Annotated in this window: 22 protein-coding genes and 1 tRNA gene; 5 read left to right on the top strand and 18 right to left on the bottom strand. The window is 40.8% G+C overall.

Annotated features, from left to right (window positions below; translation table 11 throughout):
* Positions 1-3: 3 nt before the first annotated feature.
* The 6 genes from JCM10512_RS21270 to JCM10512_RS06385 all read right to left on the bottom strand — a co-directional run bounded on the left by JCM10512_RS21270 (position 4) and on the right by JCM10512_RS06385 (position 7,728).
* Positions 4-732: a hypothetical protein gene (locus JCM10512_RS21270; protein WP_052517125.1), complete on the bottom strand. Its 729-nt coding sequence runs from the start codon at positions 730-732 to the stop codon at positions 4-6.
* Between the two features lie 5 nt (positions 733-737).
* Positions 738-1,121 carry a hypothetical protein gene (locus tag JCM10512_RS06405; RefSeq protein WP_148298292.1) on the bottom strand — a complete coding sequence of 128 codons (384 nt, stop codon included), beginning with the start codon at positions 1,119-1,121 and terminating at the stop codon, positions 738-740.
* A 14-nt stretch (positions 1,122-1,135) separates the two neighbouring features.
* On the bottom strand, positions 1,136-3,811 hold the full coding sequence (locus tag JCM10512_RS23055; RefSeq protein ID WP_200869092.1) for a hypothetical protein: 2,676 nt from the start codon (positions 3,809-3,811) through the stop codon (positions 1,136-1,138).
* The gene (locus tag JCM10512_RS06395) at positions 3,772-3,987 is read right to left on the bottom strand and encodes a hypothetical protein (RefSeq protein WP_044161515.1); all 216 of its coding nucleotides are present in this window, start codon (positions 3,985-3,987) and stop codon (positions 3,772-3,774) included. Before JCM10512_RS06395 ends, JCM10512_RS23055 begins: the two co-directional genes overlap by 40 nt.
* On the bottom strand, positions 3,984-7,133 hold the full coding sequence (locus JCM10512_RS21265; RefSeq protein WP_158332187.1) for a hypothetical protein: 3,150 nt from the start codon (positions 7,131-7,133) through the stop codon (positions 3,984-3,986). The genes JCM10512_RS06395 and JCM10512_RS21265 overlap by 4 nt, the downstream gene beginning before the upstream one ends.
* 94 nt (positions 7,134-7,227) lie before the next feature.
* The gene (locus tag JCM10512_RS06385; protein ID WP_044161512.1) at positions 7,228-7,728 is read right to left on the bottom strand and encodes a hypothetical protein; all 501 of its coding nucleotides are present in this window, start codon (positions 7,726-7,728) and stop codon (positions 7,228-7,230) included.
* 306 nt (positions 7,729-8,034) lie between these two features.
* Between JCM10512_RS06385 and JCM10512_RS21260 the strand changes: the two genes are divergently transcribed.
* Positions 8,035-8,484, top strand: coding sequence for a hypothetical protein (locus tag JCM10512_RS21260; protein WP_052517123.1), 450 nt, complete (start codon positions 8,035-8,037; stop codon positions 8,482-8,484).
* Between the two features lie 22 nt (positions 8,485-8,506).
* Here JCM10512_RS21260 and JCM10512_RS06375 read toward each other — a convergent pair whose 3' ends face one another.
* From JCM10512_RS06375 to JCM10512_RS06320, 12 genes are all read right to left on the bottom strand, one after another.
* Positions 8,507-9,013 carry a hypothetical protein gene (locus JCM10512_RS06375; RefSeq protein WP_044161511.1) on the bottom strand — a complete coding sequence of 169 codons (507 nt, stop codon included), beginning with the start codon at positions 9,011-9,013 and terminating at the stop codon, positions 8,507-8,509.
* A gap of 1 nt (position 9,014) precedes the next feature.
* Positions 9,015-13,889, bottom strand: a complete 4,875-nt coding sequence (locus JCM10512_RS06370) for a tape measure protein (RefSeq protein ID WP_044161509.1) — start codon at positions 13,887-13,889, stop codon at positions 9,015-9,017.
* 12 nt (positions 13,890-13,901) lie between these two features.
* A complete protein-coding gene (locus JCM10512_RS06365; RefSeq protein ID WP_044161507.1) occupies positions 13,902-14,129 on the bottom strand; it encodes a hypothetical protein in 228 nt (75 codons plus the stop codon).
* Complete coding sequence (locus JCM10512_RS06360) at positions 14,126-14,599, bottom strand: hypothetical protein (RefSeq protein WP_044161504.1); 474 nt, start codon at positions 14,597-14,599, stop codon at positions 14,126-14,128. Before JCM10512_RS06360 ends, JCM10512_RS06365 begins: the two co-directional genes overlap by 4 nt.
* A 94-nt stretch (positions 14,600-14,693) precedes the next feature.
* Positions 14,694-15,266, bottom strand: coding sequence for a hypothetical protein (locus JCM10512_RS06355; protein WP_044161501.1), 573 nt, complete (start codon positions 15,264-15,266; stop codon positions 14,694-14,696).
* A gap of 34 nt (positions 15,267-15,300) precedes the next feature.
* Positions 15,301-15,543 (bottom strand): hypothetical protein, encoded by a 243-nt coding sequence (locus tag JCM10512_RS22405; protein WP_148298291.1) that lies wholly within the window; start codon positions 15,541-15,543, stop codon positions 15,301-15,303.
* A gap of 140 nt (positions 15,544-15,683) precedes the next feature.
* Entirely contained in the window at positions 15,684-16,211 is a 528-nt protein-coding gene (locus tag JCM10512_RS06345) for a hypothetical protein (protein ID WP_044161496.1), read from the bottom strand.
* 1 nt (position 16,212) lies between these two features.
* Entirely contained in the window at positions 16,213-16,536 is a 324-nt protein-coding gene (locus tag JCM10512_RS06340) for a hypothetical protein (RefSeq protein WP_044161495.1), read from the bottom strand.
* Between the two features lie 390 nt (positions 16,537-16,926).
* Positions 16,927-18,099, bottom strand: coding sequence for a major capsid protein (locus JCM10512_RS06335; RefSeq protein WP_158332186.1), 1,173 nt, complete (start codon positions 18,097-18,099; stop codon positions 16,927-16,929).
* A 44-nt stretch (positions 18,100-18,143) separates the two neighbouring features.
* The gene (locus tag JCM10512_RS06330; RefSeq protein ID WP_044161491.1) at positions 18,144-18,851 is read right to left on the bottom strand and encodes a hypothetical protein; all 708 of its coding nucleotides are present in this window, start codon (positions 18,849-18,851) and stop codon (positions 18,144-18,146) included.
* 20 nt (positions 18,852-18,871) lie between these two features.
* Positions 18,872-19,528 (bottom strand): hypothetical protein, encoded by a 657-nt coding sequence (locus JCM10512_RS06325; RefSeq protein ID WP_044161489.1) that lies wholly within the window; start codon positions 19,526-19,528, stop codon positions 18,872-18,874.
* 93 nt (positions 19,529-19,621) lie between these two features.
* Positions 19,622-19,693, bottom strand: a tRNA-Met gene (locus JCM10512_RS06320).
* Positions 19,694-20,052: 359 nt separating this feature from the next.
* Here JCM10512_RS06320 and JCM10512_RS06315 point away from each other — a divergent pair.
* From JCM10512_RS06315 to JCM10512_RS06300, 4 genes are read left to right on the top strand one after another with little or no spacing between them, the layout of a single operon-like run.
* Complete coding sequence (locus JCM10512_RS06315; RefSeq protein WP_044161488.1) at positions 20,053-21,690, top strand: terminase large subunit domain-containing protein; 1,638 nt, start codon at positions 20,053-20,055, stop codon at positions 21,688-21,690.
* Positions 21,691-21,715: 25 nt separating this feature from the next.
* Positions 21,716-23,218, top strand: coding sequence for a phage portal protein (locus tag JCM10512_RS06310; protein ID WP_044161486.1), 1,503 nt, complete (start codon positions 21,716-21,718; stop codon positions 23,216-23,218).
* 18 nt (positions 23,219-23,236) lie between these two features.
* Entirely contained in the window at positions 23,237-24,010 is a 774-nt protein-coding gene (locus tag JCM10512_RS06305) for a hypothetical protein (RefSeq protein WP_244436987.1), read from the top strand.
* Between the two features lie 28 nt (positions 24,011-24,038).
* On the top strand, positions 24,039-24,398 hold the full coding sequence (locus tag JCM10512_RS06300; protein ID WP_052517122.1) for a hypothetical protein: 360 nt from the start codon (positions 24,039-24,041) through the stop codon (positions 24,396-24,398).
* Positions 24,399-24,492: the final 94 nt, after the last annotated feature.

Raw genomic sequence — 24,492 nt, 5'->3', positions numbered from 1 at the left:
TTTTTAAATGTTTATATTTTCGTAATCTACATTAGATGCCTCTTCAGATGTTATGATAATAAGCTCAGATATTCGATCACCCTCACCTTTAGCATAATCTCCCTGATCTTTGGCGTATGCTGCATTAGTATTTGCTTCCTGTGCTGCGCTATGGCTTACTTGTGCAGCTTCTAATGCTTGATCTCTTGCGTCATTTGCGAGGTTAGTAGCTTCATTTGCTTCATTAGTGGCTGTAATGGCGTTATTTGTAGCTACTAAAGCACTATCCACAGCTTCGTTCGCTAATTCGGCGGCTTCCAATGCCGGTCTTTTAATATTATCTATTTGCTCAGAGGTGAAATCTTCATAAGTGAATGGATCTCCCTTGTCTCCTTTCTGATAGTATGGAGGGACATTCACATCCGGACTTGATTCATCGGTTTCACCAACGACGATATTAATATCCGTTTTTTGAACCGTAACATAATTGCATATACCATCTTTAAAATCGGAATCTGTGAGAAAGTACTCTCTTTTTACGCTTAGTGGACCAAGAGCGAATCTAGGATTATCCAAAGCTACCATAAGATACCCGTTGTCAAGCCTGCGACAGTTGGAATATACTGCACCGTCAAAGCTTGCAACAAACTTATTACTTCCCACGGTCATATAAGTGAATATGAACGGGGTAGTCAAGTCTACATCCGTAGTGCTTTCTATGATTTTGAAGTCCGATTGATAATTTACGTTCATAATCTTTAAGTGTTGAATATTTCGTTATATTCCGTATCACTCACTTTGTCATACTCTAAAATCCATTGCTGAATCTCAGCGTATGTTAGGAGCGTTTGATACGCTTCATCCGGCTGATTAGTGTACTTCCACTCAATGCCAGTTTCGCCTTTTCGGAAAGTAGGTGTTAATCCTTCGGCTTCTACACCCGTGTTCACTTCTCCAATCCACCAAACGCCATCCTCGATCTTGGGAGTGACGGACGTTGTTATGTTACTCGCAATAACCGCTTTTAGTAAGGCTACGGAGATTTTCCCGGGTGCACCCTCACTTTGTGCAACCAGCACGAATGAACCATCATCTGCGGATGATAGTGCCGGAAAGTTTTTTATGTCTATAGTTTCTGCCATATATTTATTGTTTATTAAATCCAAACCGGGTATAAGATTGCCTCTTGATTAGTCGGCGAGTCTGTCTTAAACTCTCCCGCATTTCTGATATACCATGCGTATGTATCTCTCAGAATAGGTAGGCATTCTAATTCGATGAACGCATCTGGGGTTAATCTAGCATAGAGAACATTCTTTCGATTTCTCCAGTGGATGTATTGAGGCGCATTGCAGTAGATAGCTAAAGTCTGTGCGCCTGTGCCATCAGGAGTAGACAACTTAATTATCAACTTCATCCCTACAAGATCTTTTGTTGCCTTTGGAAGGCGACAACTACGATCAGTAGTAGAACTTCTAATCAGAATATTATAATTTATATTCTTTTTTATATCCACGTCCAGATCTATCCTAGCCGTTGTTGATGTCATATCAACCGTTTTAAAAACGTCTGGTGTTCTCATCGTCCAAACCCCTCTAGTTCCATAAACATCGCCTGTTTTTCCATTTATGTAGAAGTTGGGAGTGAATGTATTAGGGACTAATTCAATGGTTAAGATGTCATCAAATGAGCCTGTATTAAATGCCCGCATTAAGAAACCAGAAGATCTACCATTTGAATAGTTAGCTGGAAGTGTAATAGTTTCATCAGTATTGGTAAACACCATCGTCTTAGTCAATGCCGACCCTTCTTCATAATACACATATATTAATTGATAATCATCACCTATAGTAAAATTAGTGTTAGTATTTAATATCTTAACTCTGAAAGATGGAGTAAATGTTCCAACTGGAGAAGCCACCCATGCTTCATCAATTGAAAGCATATCCGTTATGTATATCTTATAATCCATAGGCATAACATTTATTACTGTGGATGACGGAGGTGTGGTAGACCAAACTGACGTGTTGTTGAACTTGAATGGATACGTAGTGTTATTAAAGTATTGATAATCGGTACTGTCTTTTCCATCACCATCAACCCCGTGCTGAGAGAACATGTAATCTCCTTGGTATATGAATGCGCCAATTGTGCCGAAGTCAATAAGAGCTGCATTAGCTATAATCAAGTTCGTAAATACAGGAGCCATACTATTTGCCCTAATCCAGTGGGGGGACTCATTCCCGACAAACACCTCATTGCGTGGGTCATTCTCGTTAGTACCAACCCAATAGTTATTCCCGCCAAATTTCTTAGCAATATATACATCTGCTCCTGCTTGCAAAGCTGAGTTCTTTATCAAAATAACATCTATGTACCTGACTTTCTCAGGCTCTAACTTAGACAAGTCAACGACCCCATCGTCATTGCGGTAAGTCTTTCCGATTTCGAATCCATCCCATTTTCTGTATGCACTACCTGCCACACCAGCTTCCCCATCAGAAACGACATTGACCGAAGTGCTAAGTATGAACGGTTCTGAGAAGTCAGAAACTTGGTCTGCTCTTTTGGTATAAGTGCGGATAACGTAGTACTTGGCCATCTCGCTTGCTACGTCTATTGATATTGAGGATGCATCGACTGCGTTGTCTATGACAGAATAATTAATTCCATCATCGGAACCCCAACAAACGATATTCGCGTTTACGGATGTACCGTTTGCCGATTTATGATAAACAGTGAATATTTCAGGTTCATATACCCCATTAAGCTTTTTCCCGATCTGAGAAACGGATGACACAAGCATGTTCGCATCTTTGCCGTTAATGCCGTCAGCCCCGTTTATACCATCCTTGCCGGCGATCTGAATCGGATTACCCCATGCCCCAGATGAAGCACTAGCAGCTACCTTTTGAGACATCCACCTAGAACTAGATGTAGCGTTCGTGTGCCAACCACCTGTAGTACCATTCCCTGTTGGTGCAGTTGGTTCGGTTTCGCTATCATGATAGGTGATGTATACAGAATTACCGTCTGAACCCTTTGCGCCATCAGTCCCGTCATTTCCATCCACGACCATTAATTCCCAAGCTGTGCCGTTATAGATATACACTCCTCCGTTATCGGTGTCACGATATACCCAGTTTACCTGCGGGCTAGCCGGAGGTGTAGAAGAATCGCCTTTCCAAACGATAGATATTCCGTTAGTACCATTCTGTCCGTTAGTCCCATCAACTGTCATTTGATACCATGCCCCCGATTGATACACATAGCTCTTCTTGTCGGTGGTATTTTTATATGCCCAACCATTCTGCGGATTGGCAGGATGGGATGCGAATTCACCTTTCCAAATGATGGATGTACCATCAGCCCCGTCTTGCCCGTCATGACCATCGGATCCGTCCTGTACGACGTATATTGTTTCTTCATCAACCTTAACTACGAACTGGCCTCTCTCATCGTAAAGCCTGAAAGCAACTTTTTGAGCTATGCCGGATGTATTTATCGGAGACTCCAACGTATAGTATTGGAAAGTGCCCCCGTCGGTGCTATATTGCAATGTAAATCCTTCGGGAACGCTTGTGACCGTTGATGCCGTTCCATCGAATTTCAACAAACGACATGAGATAGTAGCTACGGCGGGATTGCCTGCCTTATCTTTCTTGATTACGCTCAACGACGGCTGTAACTCATAGATCACTGCATTATCACCATTTGCTCCTGGCTTTATCTTGTTGAGTGATAACACGATTGTACGGGTGTGCGTTATGCCTTTGCGTATGGCAGTTGCTGTTACGTTGATCTCTGTTGTATCAGGTACAGATGAAGCCACAGACTGATAGTGATAACGCCCGTTGTTTTATCAGCAGACATTGTTATTCCGGTAACAGGTGCTAGTGTCAACTCGGATAATGCCAACTGCTCCGTTCCGTAGAACATCATCAAGTTGGTCGTCGCAGGAAGCCCATGCGCTACGTTTCCCGAAGCATCACAGGCTAGATTTATCATCCATTGGTGAAGTCTACAACAATGGGAGATTGCCCGTTTCTAACAGCCGTAACCTTGAAGGCCTTCTCAAAGATTGCATTACCTTCGCAGTTGACTGTGATACCTACGCTGATGTTATCTACGTCGATTATCTCAGTGATCTTGACGATACCGTTTTCGATCACCGCAACGCATCCGATTGGATTAAGTGTCACCATGTAGGCCCCCTCTTCATATGTCGGGGAATAGAACAGCTCGGTCTTGCCTTTGAATGCTTGAATGCGACTCGTTAGCTTGTTGATTGATGTCACAACAGTCGCCTCACCGGTTACCACTGTTTTATCCCCTGAAATGACGGTGACTTCTTCTACGGTGCCGCCAATGATGTTGTTATCATCATCAACGACTATGGCCTGCTCGTATGTGGAAAGTATCACGCTGTACGCGTCCTGTCCCTTCAACTCTTCCTTTTGAGATGGGGTAAATTGGATGATGGAACCCATTATATAGAGATTCCGCATAAATCCGCTATAATCAGACATGTCAACACCTCCGATATTGAGACCCTCGGTGTTTCCGATTTGCATTGGTATATGCTTATCCGGATTGATAACCCACGTATTAACGCCGCTTAGAAAACGGATATATTCTCTGTTGATATAGAGCAATGATTGACGGCTCTTATCATTAAAGTTACCATATGCGTAAAAGTTCATGCCCTTTGTAGGGTGAACAGTCGTTCCGGACTGGAGTGTATATCTGAACTTCATTACGCCGGGTTGATTTACTAGTATTTCAGACGGTGTAAAGTATGATGTAGCGAATCCTGAGTAATTCAGGAAGCCGTTGGTATCGTATGAATCTGAATCTACGTTTCCGCCTTCAAGGAAGTGGAATATACCACGACATATATCACCTGCCTTTAATGTTCCGGCTTGACCGTCCAATAAATCAAGTTCGATGGTCTTATTAACGATGTCCACCGCTTTGACTGTACCGAATGCAAATGTTCCGGCGAATTCCCCCGTGACAGTATCAATACAGTTAAATGTGATCTTTGGAACAATAAGTTCTTCCCTGACTTTTATCCGATCCACTTCAAACTCTGTTTTATTATTGGAGTCAATTGTAATAGCAGCACCTCTGCCGACAAGCATCCCGGACATGAAATTGCCGATTTTCAACCCCTTGAAAAAGGTTAATATGTAGTTAGTAAAATCTTCAATATCCCTACGAAGAAATATCCTAGATCCTACAGTCCTAATCATTTGAGATATTTGCTGCATATTATAGCCACTACCAGACTGTGTCCCATTTGCTATTGAGTCAATCTGATTTTGTATTTTTTGTAAAGTACCCACCTGCTTATCTTCGGTGAGGGTAACTTCGAATGAAGGTTTAATGTCTTCGCCTTCAACTATTCGCAAAGTATTAATGGTTATACTTCCATCAATCATCAAGTCATTATCCGTAAATAGCATTAAATCCCCTTCAACCAAGGACGCATATAAGTCCGGTCTGCGAGCCATATACACCTGAGAAATATTCATCTGATATGTATATCTCACATAGTCGTTTAATTTGAGATAGTCCTGCCCTGCCTTAAGAAGCCTTTGAGAAGCGGCCTTTATATATACGTCGGGCATATTTATATTTAGGAGCACGAATTTATCATCTGCCAGTATTTTAAAATCCGAATATGGATAATATAGCATGGTGCTATCGTCATATATCCTAGTGCATGTCAAAACGTACTTATTCCCAGACTTCTCACAAGATTTTACTTCAAATTCTCGTCCGCCACACATTCCATCTTTCATGCTGATCATTGGGCTTTCGGATGTCCTATAATCCCATAGATTGAATCCGATATCTTTTAGCGTAATCTTGAATGAAGGCACAGTTTCTCCGTCGAGATAAACACCGTTATCGGTTATTGCAGTGCCATCTATATTCGTTGATCCTCCTGAAATTTCATCGAGATTGCCATTATCTCCAGGATCAACTGATACTGGTATTCCCGCATCTATTAGTTGTTGGGCAGTAATACCCTCCATAGATGGGAATATTTCATCTTTTGCGCTATCGCTCCCATCAAAGAATATACTTCCTTCCATTATCCCCAACTCGCCAATATTAGCACTATCCAAGTAGGGGTCTATCGTGTCAATAGGGAATGATGGAAGCATCAAATTCTGAACAGCCATGTTATTAGGGACCAAAGACCCAGATGGCGTTTTATACTTTAGGGGAACGTTATCAGTCTCTATACCTGATGTGATTACTATTACCACTCCGTTATATACAGCGTCTCGCATTTCCTGACTTGATGAAAAATACATCAATCCAATGCCCTGAAAGTTCGGATGAGGAAGCATTGAGTAGGATTTTCCACCGATGGTAACGGGAATAGCAGTCGTTCCCTTAAACTTCATTACAAAGTCAAATGCAATGTTCACGCTATATCTATTGCCCGTACCATCCCATCCGTACTCCGCATTCAAAACGGGCGCATTGATAATTGGATTGACCATTGTAGCGTAATAAAGCGGTGGCAAGTTCCTTTGACTACCATAAACCCTCAATCGGGTGATAATCTGCTGATCAGATTGAGTTACCCGTTGGATTTTAACAAGTCCATTCCCTTTCCCATACTGAAACACATTATCAATAACAGCCCCTGCGGTGCCTATAACGATAGTTCTCCCTTTTATCGTAAAATTTGCATTGAATTGAGACTTTACCAACTCCAGTGCACCCCACACTGTAATCTTACTAACAGATATATTGATGTTCTTTATGTTCACATACTCAGGATGGACAATAACAGTCCATGCCTTGCCGCTCGTGTATATACGATTCAAATTAGCTTGAATCCTGTCGGCTAAATCCTGTATGTTACCGGCATAAAAAGAGAAAGTGGGGAGGGATGAAAAGTGAAGCCCGTTGTCGTTTAAAATATAGTCAAGGAATTCGCATCTAGCTAATTCATCACTGAAACTATTAAACTTCACGCTTTCATATGTAAATGAATCTCCAACCGAGTTGACTGTAGCCTTCTTTATTACCGATGGATCGTAATTTAATGTAAACACCTCATTCCTATAAGTGAAGTGATCACCTATCTCAAAAGTGACAGGGGTGGGTGATTTGATGGTCGCAGACACGAATCTTTCACCCATCCAACTGCCACTATATTCGAGCTTACGTATTTTACACCGCTCTACTAAACCAGATTTATCGAAAACTATCCACATTGTGTTATGTCGTTGTGAGTCCTATAATGTTGTTATTGCCATCATATGATGGAACTACTCTTGTTCGGGGATCTGTCACTCTGAATGAAATAGTAAAATTTGCGATTTCTTCGTCATTTTCACGATTGAATTCCGGTTCGCTAAACCCTGTAATGTAGATCTTACTACGCCCCATCTTTATATATGGATTATAAACCTTCAAGGAAGCTCCAGTACCATCATGTCCAAGGAGATAGTCTATAAAAACTCGCACTCCATTTTCTGCATCCGCTCCTTTGTAGGAGAAATCCACATCCAAGTCATACGCTTTTACAGTCAAGATTTCAGGGATAAACACATCTTCTCCGTCCTCGTCAGGGTAATCATCCATAGGCAGCTCCTTTACATCCCCTGATAGTTTAAATGGAAATGCAACACATCCCATCGAAAAGTCAGTAAGCAGGTCTTTTACGGGTGATCCGTCTTTTGCCTTTTGGAATAATATGCTATATGCCTTTACTGTCATGTACGTGTCGTGTTAAATAAAAAGGCTCGCTACCGGTAAATAACCGAATAACGAGCCTAAAACCCCTAATACCTATTGAAAGAATACTTCATCGCAAATATAATAAAATAATCGCTAAATATACAACTTTATAGAAACATATTTGATATTTACGCTAATAGAGCGAATATTAGACATCCTTTGAACACCTAAAAAGTGATTGGAGATTGCCCAAAATTCGAGTGGATATTAAATAAAATAGATAAAATGTTTGACCGTTTGCAATTAATTCCATTCATTTGTGATAATTTTTAAATTTACATAAATATGGGAACATCATTTTTTGGTATTACAGCGATCGTCGTTATCGTGTTTGGAATTCTCCAAATAATATTATTTTTTAAATTATGGGAAATGACAAATAATATTAGGAGAATAGGGGAAAAAGTTTCGCGTATAGCCCCAGATCCGCATTATTGCGCAAAGGCGGAGTTGATTTTAGGGAATAGAGATACATCGATGGACATAATAAAGAGGAATTTCATTGAAGATGTTTATGATGTATATAACAATGTAAAAAAAGCAGCCAAATCGATGAGCTCTACATCCCCTGAAAAAGATTACGAGATCAAATATAATTATTTGCTAAAATGCTACAAGGAAACATATGGAGACATTTACGATGAGTCCATTAGGTCTATAGACACACGTGTTTTATCCAATTATGAAGAAGCCAAAAAGTTCTTTGAATGTAGCATTGGCAAATATTGGTTTTGATTTCTCATTCCAAGTAGCGAGGTTAATAATCCTCGCCTATTCTAATTAAGACATCACCCTCGTTGCTAACTTTGCAATGATCTCCGTGCTTATATACATAAATCTTTGCCACCCCATCCTGCACCACGCGAACTTTTGCGCTTCCATATACATTAATAAAAACCCTCGAGAAGTCTTTTGCTGATATTTCAATATCAACATTGTCACGCAGATATATATCGCATGAGGAAAATTTATCAAAGGATAGTTTACCAGAAGTACTCCCTAGTAAAATGCAAGGAGATGGAGAATTAAACTCATCAATGGACTCATCAATAAACATCGCATTCTCAATCAATAATTGCCGATCAAAATTATCTTTGATAAATTCGTTGCTGGGGTATTGATTCCTAAAGCAGAAATCAATACCACGTTTGTACATATCAATAAGCCCCTGCTTATCCATGTCGGATGTCCATTCGCCTTTCCATTGCTCGCAAAGCCCAAATAGTATAGCCCTCTCTTTTAACGTCTTGTTAAGTATGTCCATATTATGTCATTTTAAAAGTTCTGGTACCATTAGACACGGAATTGAGTAAATCCATAATTTCTTCCGCCGATGCCGCGCTTCTTGCTGTGTTAGTCGATATCCTACGCAGCTCATTTAATTGGGCTTGAGCTAAAACGCTGATCTTCGGGAAATCATCAGATACATATTTACGAACTTGCTCTAGTTGTTTAGCTAAATCAGCCCTCATTGAATTCACGTAGGAAGATACTAGATTAAACTGATCCTCTGTAATAGAAGATGATATACTAGAGGATAGCCCAGAACTAGAACCTGAATCCTTCAAGCTGATTCCGTGTTTATTAAGGTACTTATCAACGTCATTAAGGGCAGCATTGTACTTATCAACCGCACTAATCCCACTCATTATAATGCCTGCAATACCTTCGACTTCGCTTGAGTCTAACTTTTTATCTTTGCCAAAGTACCCGCTTTCTCCATCTTCTCCAAACAATGCTTTTCTTACGTCGTTCATCATCGGCTGTAATATCTGAACCTTAAGCACCTCGTTCATTACGCTGCCCATGATATCCGCCACTTTGTTTTTAAATGCAGTAGCCCCATCTTCTCCTTTTTGCCATGCTTCATATAGAGCGTCTCCCAATTGAGATGCCCAATCTTTGAGATCAATACCATATAAAGTATTCGCTAGATCTTCTGAAAAATATCTAATTTGCTCCCTTAATTCAGATATTTGATTTTCATAGTCTAATATCTTGCTTTGGTCTGATTTCTTTTTATCACTCTCGGCTGACCTCTGTTTCTCGAGTTCCGCTAGTTGCTCCTTTAGTAATTGCTGCTGATACCCATAAGCCCCACCCTCTTGGTAAGCCTTAATTCTCTTTTCTAATTTAGATACTTCAGCAGAATATTTCCTCAAATTTATATCATCAAAGAGCCCTATCCTATCTTTACTGCGGATGGAGTTTATCTGATTGGTCAATTGCTCAATCCTTTTTCCATCGTTTTCCGCATCAACCAATTTGAGGTCAGTTCCACTACCCAAGAACCGATCTAATGACTTTTCGATCTGTTCGTATATGTTTTGTAATTTCTGGGCTTCTTGCTGGCTCCGCTTAATAGCCCTATCCAATTTCTTATCGTGAGCCTGAGCGATAGATCCTATAATACCAGTTATTCCAGAAATAGAGGATGTAATTCCACCCAAAATATCACCACTAGCAAAAGATGCAAACCCTGAAGCAACACCACCGAGACCGGAAGCAATACCCGCGATTTCGTTGAGAGCATCCGCGGCCCCCTCATTCCCTAATGCATCGAACATTGAAGATAGACTCCCTGCAGCGGATGAAGCGGCGTCAAATCCTTTAGCAACAAATGCAGCACCTCCAGCAGTAGTTTTAAAGGCCTCTTTTATTTGATCTTTAGTAGATGCGAGTTTTGCATCTGCTTTTGATGATTCATCCTTAGCCTCGTTAAGTGTTTTATATTTGGGTACGAGCTTATCTACTACCTCACTTTCATATCTTATACCATTGCCGAGATCTGTCGTTTCTAGTCGAGTTTCCCGCCCGCTTGCTCCGCTCAAAACCTTACCACCAGCCTGAATAAAATCTAATTGAGATTTAGCTCTATTCGCTTCTTCCTTAGCTATTTTGTGACTCCGATAAGCTTCCGTTAATTGATTGAGTCCATCGGTTATAGCTTTAAAAGGATTCCTGTTTTCATTTTCTTCTCTTATCTTTCTCAAAGTAGACATAAGAGATTTGAAATCCTCTACTGGGAGATTCTTACCTGCGGTATTCTTAAACTCTTCCAGCTTTTTTAGTATTAAATTTATGGTAGAAGTCGATAGACGATCTAAATCCTCAAACGTCTTTGCCCACAAATCACTATCCTTAAACTGATCAAATTCCAAAGACGCTATCTCTTCTTGCGTTTTCTTTCTAACTTGATTAATGACATTCTGATTTACACCTCCGGGAGCAGCCATAAGATCGGAAATAGCCTTTTCACCTTTTCTGATTATTTCGACTCTCTTATCTTCATAATCTCTGTAAGTTTTGATAAGTTCTGCCGCATTCTTTAGACTTTCAGCTTTTATCTTTTGGTTCTGATCTTGGTATTCATTAACCATTACCGAAAGCATCTCTCCATATTCTTTTTTGATATTTTCAGGGGACATCCCTATAAGTGTAGAGAAAGATACATTTACCCTACTATTTTTTGACATCTCTTTCTCTATATCATTACGGAGCTGTTCAATTACGGAACTAAACTGGATATCTCCACCAAAAGCGGCTTTGACAGAAAACGCCTTATTTCCCGTTGTATCAAACAGTGATTTATACAAATCCCATTTTTGAGTTGTCTCAGAAAGGTACATTTGCATATCAGAAAGTGCCCTTTTTGCGTTATCTTGTATACTCTTTTGGTTTATATCAAATTTTATATTTTCTGCAAGATTTATACTAGACCGCTGTTTCTTCTTATCCGAATTTAGTTTATCTATGATTTTATCAAGATATGCAGACGGATTATTCGGGTCAAAGCCATCGCCAAACAATGGGGAAAATATGGGGCTGGATTTTAATTTAGTCAACGCAGCATCTTTCCCTATGGTTTCAGAATACTTCTCATACTCCGATATAAATTGTTTAACTAGATCAATACGCTCTTTCCATTTATCTGCCACAGGGTCTTTCGCGCTTTCGGTTTTCTCTTTTTCCACCCCTCCCAACGCCTTGTATATTTTTCGTGTTTTTTCAAGTTCATCATTGGTATCTTTCCAATCTTTTGCAGTGAAAAGATTATTTTTGTCCCTAAATTTAAGTTTTTTCTCTAACTCGTCAATGCTCTCTTTAAGTCGATCTAGGTAAGCGTCAAATCCCTCATCATCTTTTGGATTAAGCCCCTTGAATCCCTTGGACATACCAGATGCAGTCTTAAACCATGACTCTTGTATATTGTCTTGGATTCCTTTGTCTATAGCCAATGCACCGTCATAAAAGGTTTTAGCTGCTTGAACCCTCGCTTTTGCGGCATCCAACAAATCTTTATAAACTTTAGACTCACCTGTTTTTCCATCGCCCCCATTTGCTTCATACGCCTTATACGCATTAAATAGATCTACTCTGGCTTCTTCAAGAACCCTCTGCGCATTCACTCTAGATGAAGTCGCAGTAGCTCTATTCACGCTATTTAACAATTCGACTTTTCCACGTAATAACGCTTGTTCGTATTCCGTGTTCTTGAATAAAGCTGGGTATACTTTTTGCAAGTTTTCATATGCCCTCCGCTTATCCATTATAGACTTGCCCTCATCAAACATTACAGAAATATGCCTCTCACTCTTTTCTTTAGATTCATCTAACTTAGAGTTGAACTTTTCGAACTCTACATTGAGGCTTCTTACGGCTTCCTCTGCCGTTACTATACCTTTTTTAGCATATGCAACGGCGGCCACAACCGCGCCTATAGCAACAGCGGCCAAAACCCACGGGTTGATTGACATCGCTTTGTTGAGAAGTAATTGGGCTCCAGCCTGTGATTTTGTGAGAGTTATTAAATTCTTCAGTTGCGCCGATTGCAATGCAGTGATGGCTATATTGGCTTTGCTAATGCTGTTTGAAGCAATTACTGCCGTTTTATAAACACCATAAGCAGCAACCATTCCGGTTATAGCTGATATAAGCCCTTGCCAATGCTCCATCGCTTCGCCGGCTATATCAAGCATTCCTCGCAAAGCTCCGTTGTTCCCCTCAGCTATACTGGATAACATGACATCCCATTGGTCTTCGAGGTTTATCCATTTCCCATAAAGGCTGTCAGCCAACTTTTCCTGCATGTTAAAGAAACGTCCGCCATCATCTGTCATTTCCCATAGTATGTCTTGAACATCTGAGAAAGATACTTTCTTTTTAGAAATCATGTCCATGACTTCACCTGCGCTAATCACTCGCCCTTCCAATGCCCCGAACTTATCAGCCAATGCCTGAACCATCGGAATGCCGGCTTCTGTGAATTGCCTTAATTCCTGCCCACGCAAGAATGCCGCACTCCGAACCTGACCGTAAGCCAGAATGATACGATTCATATCCACACCAAGCCCGGCTGAAATATCAGCAAGCCTTTTTGTGGTATCAAATAATTCATTATACGGGATATTAAATGCAGTAAGTTGCTTCGCATATCCTGTCAGATCCATGAAACTGAAAGGCGAAATAATGGCTAGATCTTTAATTCTTTGAAAAATTGTCTCCGCTTTCGTGCCATCCCCTATGATTGCACCAAGAGCGATGCGCTGTTGCTCGAACTTACCTCCAATTTCAATTACACTCCTTAGGAACCTCTCTGCTGCATATACAGAATACAGCCCCATCAATTGATTTCTCAGCTCTCCCGCAATGCGGATATTCCCCGACATCGCAGAATTAAGATTGAGTGATGCAGCCGCATGGGAATTAGCTCCACGGGCAGCCCTTTCTCTAGCGGATGCTAGATACAATTCTGCCTTGCTTGCGTCAGCCGCCCGTTTACGTGTTAATTCAGCTTGAGCGGACGCATAGGCCTCGGCTTTAATTCTTGCGGCATTAGATCTTTCAAATCTGGCGTCATCGGCTGTAAACTTTCCATTTCCCACACCGGCAGTGCGTATTGCCTCCTGAACAGCCTTGGTTGCGCTCATTTTGTCTACTACAATATCAATCTTGAACTTTTTGCCAGCAAGAGAGTCTTTTATCTCGCGAGCCAAGTCTGCTCTTGTAATTGTAGGCTTAATGCCAAATTTTACATTAAGGTCCTTAATCCTTTCCTGTGCTTGCTTCTTAGCCCTTTCAATAGAATTGAGGTCGTTCTTATACTGTATGCCAAAATACAAATCGCCGAGCTTTGCCATGTCTTTATTCTATTATTTGTGTTGTAGTGCTTTGTATCGTTCAATAGCCGCTTGAACTTTTTCATCAGTCGGTTTACCGAGATTCGTCTTACCTTTTTTCTCGCCTTTTTTATCCTTCTTCATGTAATTAACCGGCTTATCGGATGCTATTAAATCAATCTGCGCACTGGTCATGACGCAATTGAAATAATACATCGGCACAGTGATTAGCCCAAAGAAGAAAGTCTTAGGCTGCATCATCCATCCGTACTCTTTTGCGAATTCCCAGATTGCGCCGTAATTTGTTCTTGACGGATAGCTAACATTTCTTTCTTCGTCATCCCCATTATCGTATCCTTCATATCTGTCATTAATATGATATTCAGATAATACTCCGAAAGCTGAATTTTTTTTTTACCCATTGCGATGACATCTGAGAGGTCACCCTCCGTGTATCTTTTCACAAAGAAAAACCACCGCCATAGGATAGGATATATAAGCCATAGTCCCCAAAGGCTATTTACTACAATCGCCGCAGCTACTTTATAGCTTATAGTGCTGTCATTTCCCTCTTTTAGCATCAGCCTGGATATCTTTCGGTTTGTGATCGGATGCAACCACTTGACTTTATAAGAATCCTTTCCTATATTTACTTGGTCTGAACCATTCTCTATAATAGAGCTTAGCTCTTTCTCTGCTTGCAATTCTGGCTGAGTTATTTGTTTTCCCATACTATTTTGCGTATTGTGTTAGGTATTAAAAAGAAAGAGGCGGCGGCTACTTTGGCTCACCACCTCTTATCTGTTGATTTATCGAAAAAGTATCTTATCCACCAGGGGCGACCGTCTCCGTTAGATAAGCAATAGCGACTCCGTTCTCGTTTTCCATCGGGTTAATCTGTAGGTTGAAATAAGCGGCGGTCTCAGACCCTCCAGCATTAAAAGATGCATAGATTTCCACATTCGGCATTAAGATAAGTTCCGAACCAGTCTGGCTGACATACAGCAAAGACCCGGTAACTTTCTTCACGCTGAGATTATAACCCTGGCCAGCGAAATTTTTCCCTTTAAACGTATTGGTCATTGTGATTGCCGCACCTGCTTTATTCAGAAAAAGATCCGTGATAGTTCCATCAATAGATGCTACCTGAAGCGCAATATCTGGGTCTCCAGATGTGGCAAAAGATGCCCATGTTCTCCCATCAATCAGTTTCGTACGGTTGACGGTAGCTGATCCGGTATCAATAGTCGCTTGGCTCTCAATAATAGGGAGCATTTTATCCAATGCAGATAGAGCTGCAATGTCGTCGGTTGCTGTGGGGTTAAAATAAACCTCCTTCGGGTTGTCGAAGACGGTTTTAAGGTCTTCTACAGGTGTTGTAATACTAATTGCTGCCATAATGTTTTATTTTTAAAAAGTTTATGTTTTGTGTTTAATCAATAATTATCGTCGCATATATCATCAGGTAATGAAATCCCTTGTCATCGCTTCCGCCTGCCACCAATCTCGGGGAAATAGCCCTAAATCGCAAGTCTTTATTTACGATGGGGAATAGCCCCATGACAGACTGCATAAGTGTTTCCAGTTTATCCGTAGCCTCAAGCCCGCCTTGTCTGTCTTTCTGAAAAAGGTCAATCCTCAAAGCTGAATCAAAGTAGGCACCAGTATCAAGCATTGTGCCAGGCAAATCAATCACAATGAAGTTTTCTGCTGGCTCAGTAGCCGTAGGCCTGTTTGACGTGTACACCTTACTTATGCCAGATAATCTTGAATCTAGGTATCGCAAGACTTTACTTCTTGGGAACGCTTGTGCCATTAGTTCATTGGTTTTATGTTGTTCGCCAATATTTGTTTTGCATTTCGGAATGTGTCGGTCAAGACGTTACCATCAAGTACCGTCTCGATGTATGTTGAGTATTCCGTTCCGCTACACATAACTATTTCAACACCACTCTTCACCTTGGAGTTATACGCCCGTAAGAACTTGAAGGAGTGCTCATGCCCATATTCCCCGTCGGTGTTAATCCTACCTGTCATTGACCTAGTCCGTCCGCCGTAGTCTGGCGCAAGACTAACAGATTCCCCCTTTTTCAGTTTCCCCCTCAATGGTGATTTTATCCCATCATTTTTGTAATAATAAAATAGAGTCCCATTAAGGTACACTCCACATGCATAGCCTGTTATCGTGTTTCCCGTGAATGGTCCTACGGGAGATTTGTATCTCTTAACAGCATCATCCACAAGCATCTCGCAAACTTTTATAAGCTGATTAGCTATATAATCATTTGCGATCTGTTGAGCTTTCTTAAACCCTCTATTTAGTACTTGCGTATTATTTGCCATGTTAGTTTGGTGTATAATTAAAATAAACCGTTGTTCCCAAATTACCGGGATTACAAACCTTTATTTCGCATTTTGTGAAAGAACCCGAAGGATCTATCACGTCCAATGAATCTCCAATTTTAATCCCCTCTATAGTGCCAGGTATTGACAGTCCATAATCCGCAATAATAACTTCATTAAAACGAGATGCCGCATTTTTGTACTTCCGGCATTCTCCCTCGTAAATAACGACTTGTTGTCCGTCATCCCAGTTTGTTGCACCCTCTTCTCGGTAAATTTTACACGTGTGAGGGAATCGAGGATTATTTACCTTCGTCTTGGCCATAGTCTCATTCCTCTAGATGAAATTCGGATAGACGACCCAACCGTTAACTCTCCATACATGTTGTAAATTGAATTAGCCATTGATATTAATCGGCTATTATCGGAAGATGATTTCTGAGAACCTCCCTCTTTATGCTTCCATCCCGCATCTGCGTCTTCCACACTCCCCGAAGTACTCGGAATAGTAGTGCACCACATATATGCATCAGCTCTGCATAAGTCAAGTTGTCTCTTAGAAAGCTCTGAGACAGGGGTTCCTGCATTTATTCTCCTACCAATTAAAATCGTATTTAAGGCCTCATCAGTCACATCATAACCAACACAACCCCTCAGAAAATCTTCTACGGGAGTTGTGATGGTATTTGTATTTTGAGCATTATCGGACATACTACTATCCTTGTACCGTTAAGTAATAGAACCATCGAGTCTTGTTAGGCACTACTAATCCGGTAACCTCAGACTTAACCACCTGTGTCATGGTTTCATCATTGAAGACTTGACGGATAAGAGTTCTGCCACCGTCGTATAAAGCGACGCGCGCTCCCGGAGTTTCCATATAGATAGGTTTTCCAAACTGAACATCGCCAATGGCACCATCAGGTACATACACGAATACTCCGTTATTGAAGCTACGCACGTTAGTATAGCTTATCTTGTTCGCTTTATCGAACTTCTCGATAGAGGAAATAGCGTCTATAACATCAATGCGAGCACCGATACGAGCTTCTATCCACGACTTAATGGTGCTATCAGCCTGCATATTGGCAAAAGCCAACTGATTCCCTGCATCAGTAATATCCGGACGAACTGCGACGGAATACATAGTACGTATGTAAGGAAGCTCTATGAAAGCGTCAAATGTCGCCTTATTAACCTCCCAGTGTCCCTGCGGTGCAAAATCGTTATCCTCTGCATTCCGCTTCGTGTCCTTCATGATCTTAATCGGGTCTACCGATACACCTACATCAGCATCCTGTGTTACATTACCGTTTGCATCAATCGTGAACCATTTGGATGTTTTCTTGTTCTTTGCCGGAACAGAGAAATCAATAGTCATTGGGGTGCCCAATGGATTATTATTGGCATTAATATCCAACTTCCCAAAATTAGATACAATTTGGTGGCGTTGATAGCGCATCGTATTATAGTTACCACCCAAAAGGTCATCAAGTCCACTGAACAATAGCTCCATAATCACGCTTTCAATGTCAGAGGTAGATCCTCCAATAGCATCGGCAAGCATCATCTTCTCCTTTATTGTTTTACGAGAAAGCACAACTTCATGTTTGAATATAGGTAAACCTCCTTGTTTTAAGGTGACCCCGTCAGTGGACTTAGTAGGCCCGTCAGAATCAATATCCACATAAGTTGCCATAGTGTAAACCCTCAATGCACCCTCTATCTGCTCATAAGTAGGATTGATGGGAACGTTAGGATTAATAGGAAATCCCATTTGAGAATATATGGCCTCCGCATTATACTTGATGGCAAACATATCTTGGATGTATGCTTGTAATGCGCCATTACCAGTGTAGCCTAAAGAAGCGAGTCCTTTTGCTACCAAATCGTAAAACTGTTTATCTCTTTGATACATAAAATCCTCCTTCCTTAATCTTCACGTACAAATTCAATCATTGGTAATTGAGCTTCAATGGATTTCGGTAAACCTCCACCTGCTACTCGATCAGCATAGATTCTACCACCGCGCACAACTGCGCAAGTAGCATGAATACAACCGTCGGGGATGCAAACATCCTCGAAAATCAATCCGTTAACATCGGTCAAGTTTGACCCATCTGCCGCTTGGCCGGCAACCGTTACTTCAAAATCGGCAGTTACTCCGGTTGTTCCAGTATCGGTAAATACGGGAGCCGCAACCGCACCGGATGCGTTCTTAGTGAATGTCACCACAGCACCGTTCGCAACAGCAGCCCAGCCTGTGTAAGTTTCTGCCGCAATTTTTGTAGCTACTTGTTCAGGCGTGTCTCCTTCTGCAACTGCAACTGTTTTTGCAGTACCTCCATTAAGTTTGATAGAGATATTTCCTGCGGCAGTTACTCCGCTTAGCACCGTAAGAGTGTCAACCTCTGCAACTCCTACATTGCTGTCGGCTGTAATGATCGTAACTTCCTTGCCGGCTCCGTTGAACTTTACCATCGTTCCGGCAGGAATCACTGTGCCCGGAGCATATTTAGTGTGATCAATAAGACCTCCACCCTGATACAGCTCTCTGACACGCGCCCAAATCACATAACTACCCCCAAATTGGGCAGCGGTTTGAGCAATTGTGTTAAATGTTCCTCTTTGAAAAGCCATTTTTTACTTGTGTTAATGTGTTAATCTTTGTCTTGCGGCAATCTCCCCTGCGCCTGCATCTTCTTTCTGAAAGCTTCACGCCTGGCATTTGCCTCTTCTGAACTTACTTGTATCTGGCGCTGGTTTTGTCCGCCTCCATAAGGCGTTGCCCCGTCACCGATATAGGCTTTCAGCTTCTTCTCGTATGCGTTTTTTGCAGATTCAAGAAGCTGCTCTTGGGTCGCACCGTCTTTTACTTCAATAGAAGCCACGGTATCTTCCCAAATAGCCTTGTTAGACACTTTCAGTTCGCCCGCTTTCGCCTTAACAATGTCACGTAATCCATTCACAAGAGAGTTCTTCTTCTCTGCTTCACGTTCTTGTTTCATTGCTTCGATTTCCTTCTTCATTTCCGCAAGTGCCGGGTCCGGTTTATCCGGTTGTGGCTGCGGATTAGGATTAGGGTTAGGATTCGGTTGAAAAGCCTTTTTAGGCTTTTCTACCTGAGTGGCTACATCATGGCTGTAATTCCCATTTAAGGATTTCAGAAACGCACTATGTCTATTCCAATAGGCATCATCCGGCTCTGTTCCCTCTGCTGGGAGATTGCCTGCAACGTAGTCGGTTAAAGTTCTGTCTGATAAGCTGGTTTGTCCAACTTTAGACTTCAATTCGGATAAGATTTGTTCTTTTTCCATCGTGTTATTTTGTGTTTGTGTTGTAACAAAAAGAGGTCTGACAAATGCTATCAAAAGCAATTATCAGACCTCTTTGTCCCTATTATAATCTAGTTGCGGAAGAAGGGATCGAACCTTCGACCTTTAGGTTATGAACCTAACGAGCTACCTCTGCTCTACTCCGCTATGTTTACCCTCTGCGCGTACATCAACATCACATCCGCATTTGTGGCATCTATAAATCATAGAAACCTCGCCTTGTACATCTTTCACATCCCCAAGTACCCTCTTGCATTTTGGGCATCTTACTGGGGTTTCATATCTGCTAGCAGAAGTTATGTTGGTTTCAATTCTAATCATTTCCGTGATTTATTTCGCAAATATAGCGATTAATAATTAATAAACAAGCAAATAAAAGTGAATTTTACGCTATATGTGCGCTTTAATTCGTTTTTTTCTGTATTTTTGTAGATACATTAATAACAAAAGGAGTATAAGGCTCGGATTAGAAGAATAAAAATCTTCTGGTTCGGGCTTTTTGTTTTATGAATATTGAGCAATACACAGGAGAAAAAACCATTGACGGGAAGGATATACTTACATATGAGTATATCGAACAACTGAGGGTTGCAGACGATAAAAAGCGAAACCCTTACAAAATTATTTCCCAACGAGGCGGGCAAGAAAATTTGCTTTCCTGCAATGCCGACATCATTATTGGCGGAGGTAGCCGAGGCGGAAGCAAAAGTTACTCCTTGCTCCTAGAAGGTTTGAAAGATCTAGATAATAAAGAATTTAAAGCTATATTATTCAGAAAAGAAAAAGATGATTTATCTGATTTGGTAGATACATCAGACTCCGTATACGGAGATTTTGGCTCGTACAATCGCTCGAAAGACGATATGACTTGGAACTTCAGCTCTGGCGGATCTCTCAAATTTCAATATTATTCTGACGCTATTGAAGACTTCAAAAAAAGAATGCAGGGTAAACAGTATTCATATATAGGTATTGACGAGATTACCCATATCGAATATCCTAAATTCAAGTATCTGATAACTACCAACCGTAATGCCCACGGAATACGGAATAGATTTTGGGGAACTTGCAATCCTGATCCCGACTCATGGGTTGCCCAGTTTATAGATTGGTGGATTGACGAAGATGGATTCCCTATTCCAGAGAGAATTGGGAAGATTAGATATTGCTTTATGGATGGAGATAACATCAACGACGTATACTGGGGAAATACAAAAAAAGAGGCTTACGAACAGTGCAAGGATATTATAGATCGCATTTGGGATGAAAGTTATTCCCGGTATGGGAGGCCTGAAGATCTTTTCGTTAAATCGGTTGCATTTGTGGAAGCTAAACTAGCAGATAACGTTCAATTGATGCGCTCAGATCCGACGTATCTGGCTAGCCTTGGTGGACAATCTGAAGAACAGCGTTCACGCGACTTAGAGGGTAATTGGAAATTCAAGTCTAAAGGTGACGACATGATTAAGATGACTCACATGGATGACTTCTATAATAATGCTCAACAAATAGACGACGGGGTTCGCAGGGTTTCATGTGACGCGGCATTTGACGGAGGAGACAACTTAGTCATGTGGCTGTGGGTTGGTTGGCATATTAAAGACGTTTACGTTTGTCGAGCAGATAGTCAGGAAACCGTTAATAACGTAAGGGCAAAGCTTAAAGAATGGGGAGTATTAGAAGAAAACTTTACTTATGACTTGAATGGGCTTGGGCAAATATTCAAGGGGTTCTTCAGATCTGCCATTCCTTTTAATAATAGGGAATCAGTAGATGAAGAAAACAAAGGGCTTTATGATACAATAAAATCGCAGGCAGCCTATTTGTTCGCAAAAAAAATAATCAATAGAGAAGTTTCTATAGAGCCGTATTTACTTGATCTTCGATTCTCTGCAGGAAAAAACAAAGATATCCAACTTCGTCAAATACTCATGAATGAAAGGAAGGCTATCAAAGCGAATGATAAGATGGCTGATAAAGGATTTGTTTTGATAAAGAAGAATCCAGATATGAAAAAGATCGTAGGACACTCGCCTGACTTCATAGAAGCGATGTTTATGCGAATGATATTCGACATAAAAAAGAAGAAAGGCGGCAGGCCAAAATGGAACATGAGGTATGTCAACCCAGCGAGATTTAGATAATAGTAACACATAACACAATCACAATATGAAAGCGAGAGACATTAAAACCAAAAGAGTATGGAAAAGAGTTCAACCTACGGGATATCTCCAACAAGGACGGTTCTCTTCTGTTGAAGAGCCCTCTGTCTGCCTAGATGAGAACTTGACGTTTCAAGTGATTACTCAGGCCGACTTTATGAGAGAGTTTTACCCATCTGGGCACTCCATCAATGACCCTGTATTATATCCGGACGTTTATAGAGAAGAAATGGAACCGGTACTAGATGAGAATGGGGAATCAACCGGTAAAATGAAGCGCAATATATACAGAGAGCTTGTCCCTAGATATTCATTTGCGTTTCAGCAAATTATTGCATTAAAGCAAATAATCCATGGCACAGGAAATGATATTCAGTTCCAGCTAAATACAACCAACCCAACGCAAGATCAAACAGATGCATTTTATCTATTCAGAGCAGGCTGGCTTGAAAAAGATATGGAAATAGCCTTTTACGAGGGAGTCAAGTCAGTAAAAACGACAGGAGACTGCGCAACTGTTGGATTCTTGAATGAGGGCACTTTCGGGTTTAAGTCTTTATCATACATGAATGGCGATGTATTGTATCCGCATTATGATTCAATTACCGGTGATTTGCTGTTATTCGCTCGATCATACTATGATTATGACGAAGATGGAAATAAAATCACAGAATGGCTAGAAGTGTGGGATAACACATTTTTATCTAGGTATAAATGCAATATAAGTAACAGCAAGACTATATCTGATAAGATACTCGGATTATTTGGGTTAGATGGATATTCCCTGGTATCAAAAAAGGCTCATGGGTTCCCGTTTATTCCCGTAGCATATCATAGGGATGACAACGGTGCATGTTGGTCGCCTTCTCAAGATAGCATTGACGGATACGAGATGTCATTCTCCCAAATGGCGCAAAACAACCAGGCTTACGGATTCCCAATACTGCTTTTACAAGGAGATGGAGAGAACTTTGATAAAACGGTAGACCTGAATGGTTCGATCAAAGTTCTAGCAATGGGGAAAGACGATAAAGCGGACTACATAAGTTCTCCTGATGCTTCTGAATCATTTATGAAACAAATAGATACGCTTTATAAAATGATTTATGAGCAAAGTTTCACGGTGATACCACCCGAATTGAAATCTGGAGACTTGCCGGCTGCAGCACTAAAAATTCTATATTCTCCAGCATATGAAAAAGCAATGACGGATGCGGCTGATTATCAAAAATATCTCAATGGACTAGTTAAGATATTTACATTTGGATACGGACTAGAAATGAAAAACACCATTAATTTTGCAAATCTTCCAATGATATATTGGATTAAACCTTATATCCATGTAAATGATAGTGCGATGGTCGCAGATCTTGCTTCGGCAGTAGTAAGCGGATTTTGTTCAAAACAGACAGCATCGGAGACTATATCTATGTATACGACCCCAAGTGAGTGGGACCGGATAATGAGGGAGAAAAAGAAGAGCAGCAATCGGATTTATTATACGAACTGAAACTAGAAAAAGGAAACAATGATATCTCCGAATAATAAAGACATAGAAGATGCTAAAGAGTATCTGAGGCAAAGATTAAACGCAGAACTTTCCATACAACATAATCTAGACGTTGCTATGGATAAAGCGGCGAAAGATGTTGTAGCTATTTCTTTTAAATATACTATTCCTGCGTCTCAATTTAAGTTCTCTGCGAATAAAGACATGAAGCTCGAAATTGATAAAGTCCTGAGTGATTTAAAAAATCAAATAGAAGACTATACCGAAACACTCGCGGTATCTACCCATCATGATGATAAATCCAATATACTGGTCTATATTAACCGGGACATAAGCGAGAAAAACATGACTGAAAGAATAGAGGATTACACAGCACGATATGGTAAAGAACTAGAAATAGCGATTGCAGCTGGTATTGTAATGGGGTTATCACAGTCAAAGATAGTATCCGGAATTAAAACATGGCGATCATCTCCTTTTGGGAACACTTCTATACTGGTTGCAGAAAAAAGGGGCTATGATTTAAAAACCAGATTGGATGTAGTTACGACATTCGGTGTTGGGAGGACTGTCAGCTCATATACAGCTCTAAATACATTATCAAGGAATACCGTCGCTGAAGGATGGATGGAATATTACGTTGGTAAAGCGATAAAAGATGGGGCAATCGGATTTATGTCTTACAGGGGTAGCCGCTATCCTTGCCAACTATGCGATGATGAGACAGCTATCTACATAAGTTTAAATTGGATCCATATCCACCATATCACCCTAGATGCTGCTGTTATATAGTTCCAATTTACGAATAACTAGAATAAATATGAAAAATAAAATACACGAGTTTAATCCGGTGGTCTATCCACGTAAACTGTGGGTAGTCATAACTGACAGTGAAGTTTTTTTGAACGACAATTTTGAAACAGAGTGCGACATTGATGATTTTTCCTATAAGTATGGAGCAATAGTATTTCCCGCTTCTCTAAAAGAAACAAACGATCTAGGAGCGGTAGTCGTATTCCCCTCTAAAAAGGAAATGACGGTTAAGAATATAGCGCACGAGAGTGTCCATATTGCGTCTGTGATCTTTAATGACTGTAATATGACGATGGGGTTCGATGGAGGAAAAGATGAACATTTTGCCTATCTTGCTGGCTGGGCAGCGACTGCATTAACCATGTAAAAACGGGTAAGTTTAAGTAGCTTCCCCTGAATTTGATTTTCTTATTGCTATTTTCATCCTGCGCCAAGACCTGTCAAGTCTTAATGTCTTATTC

It is taken from the genome of Bacteroides reticulotermitis JCM 10512, assembly GCF_000517545.1.
Classification (GTDB): domain Bacteria; phylum Bacteroidota; class Bacteroidia; order Bacteroidales; family Bacteroidaceae; genus Bacteroides; species Bacteroides reticulotermitis.
This window is presented reverse-complemented; position numbering and strand designations above follow the sequence as displayed.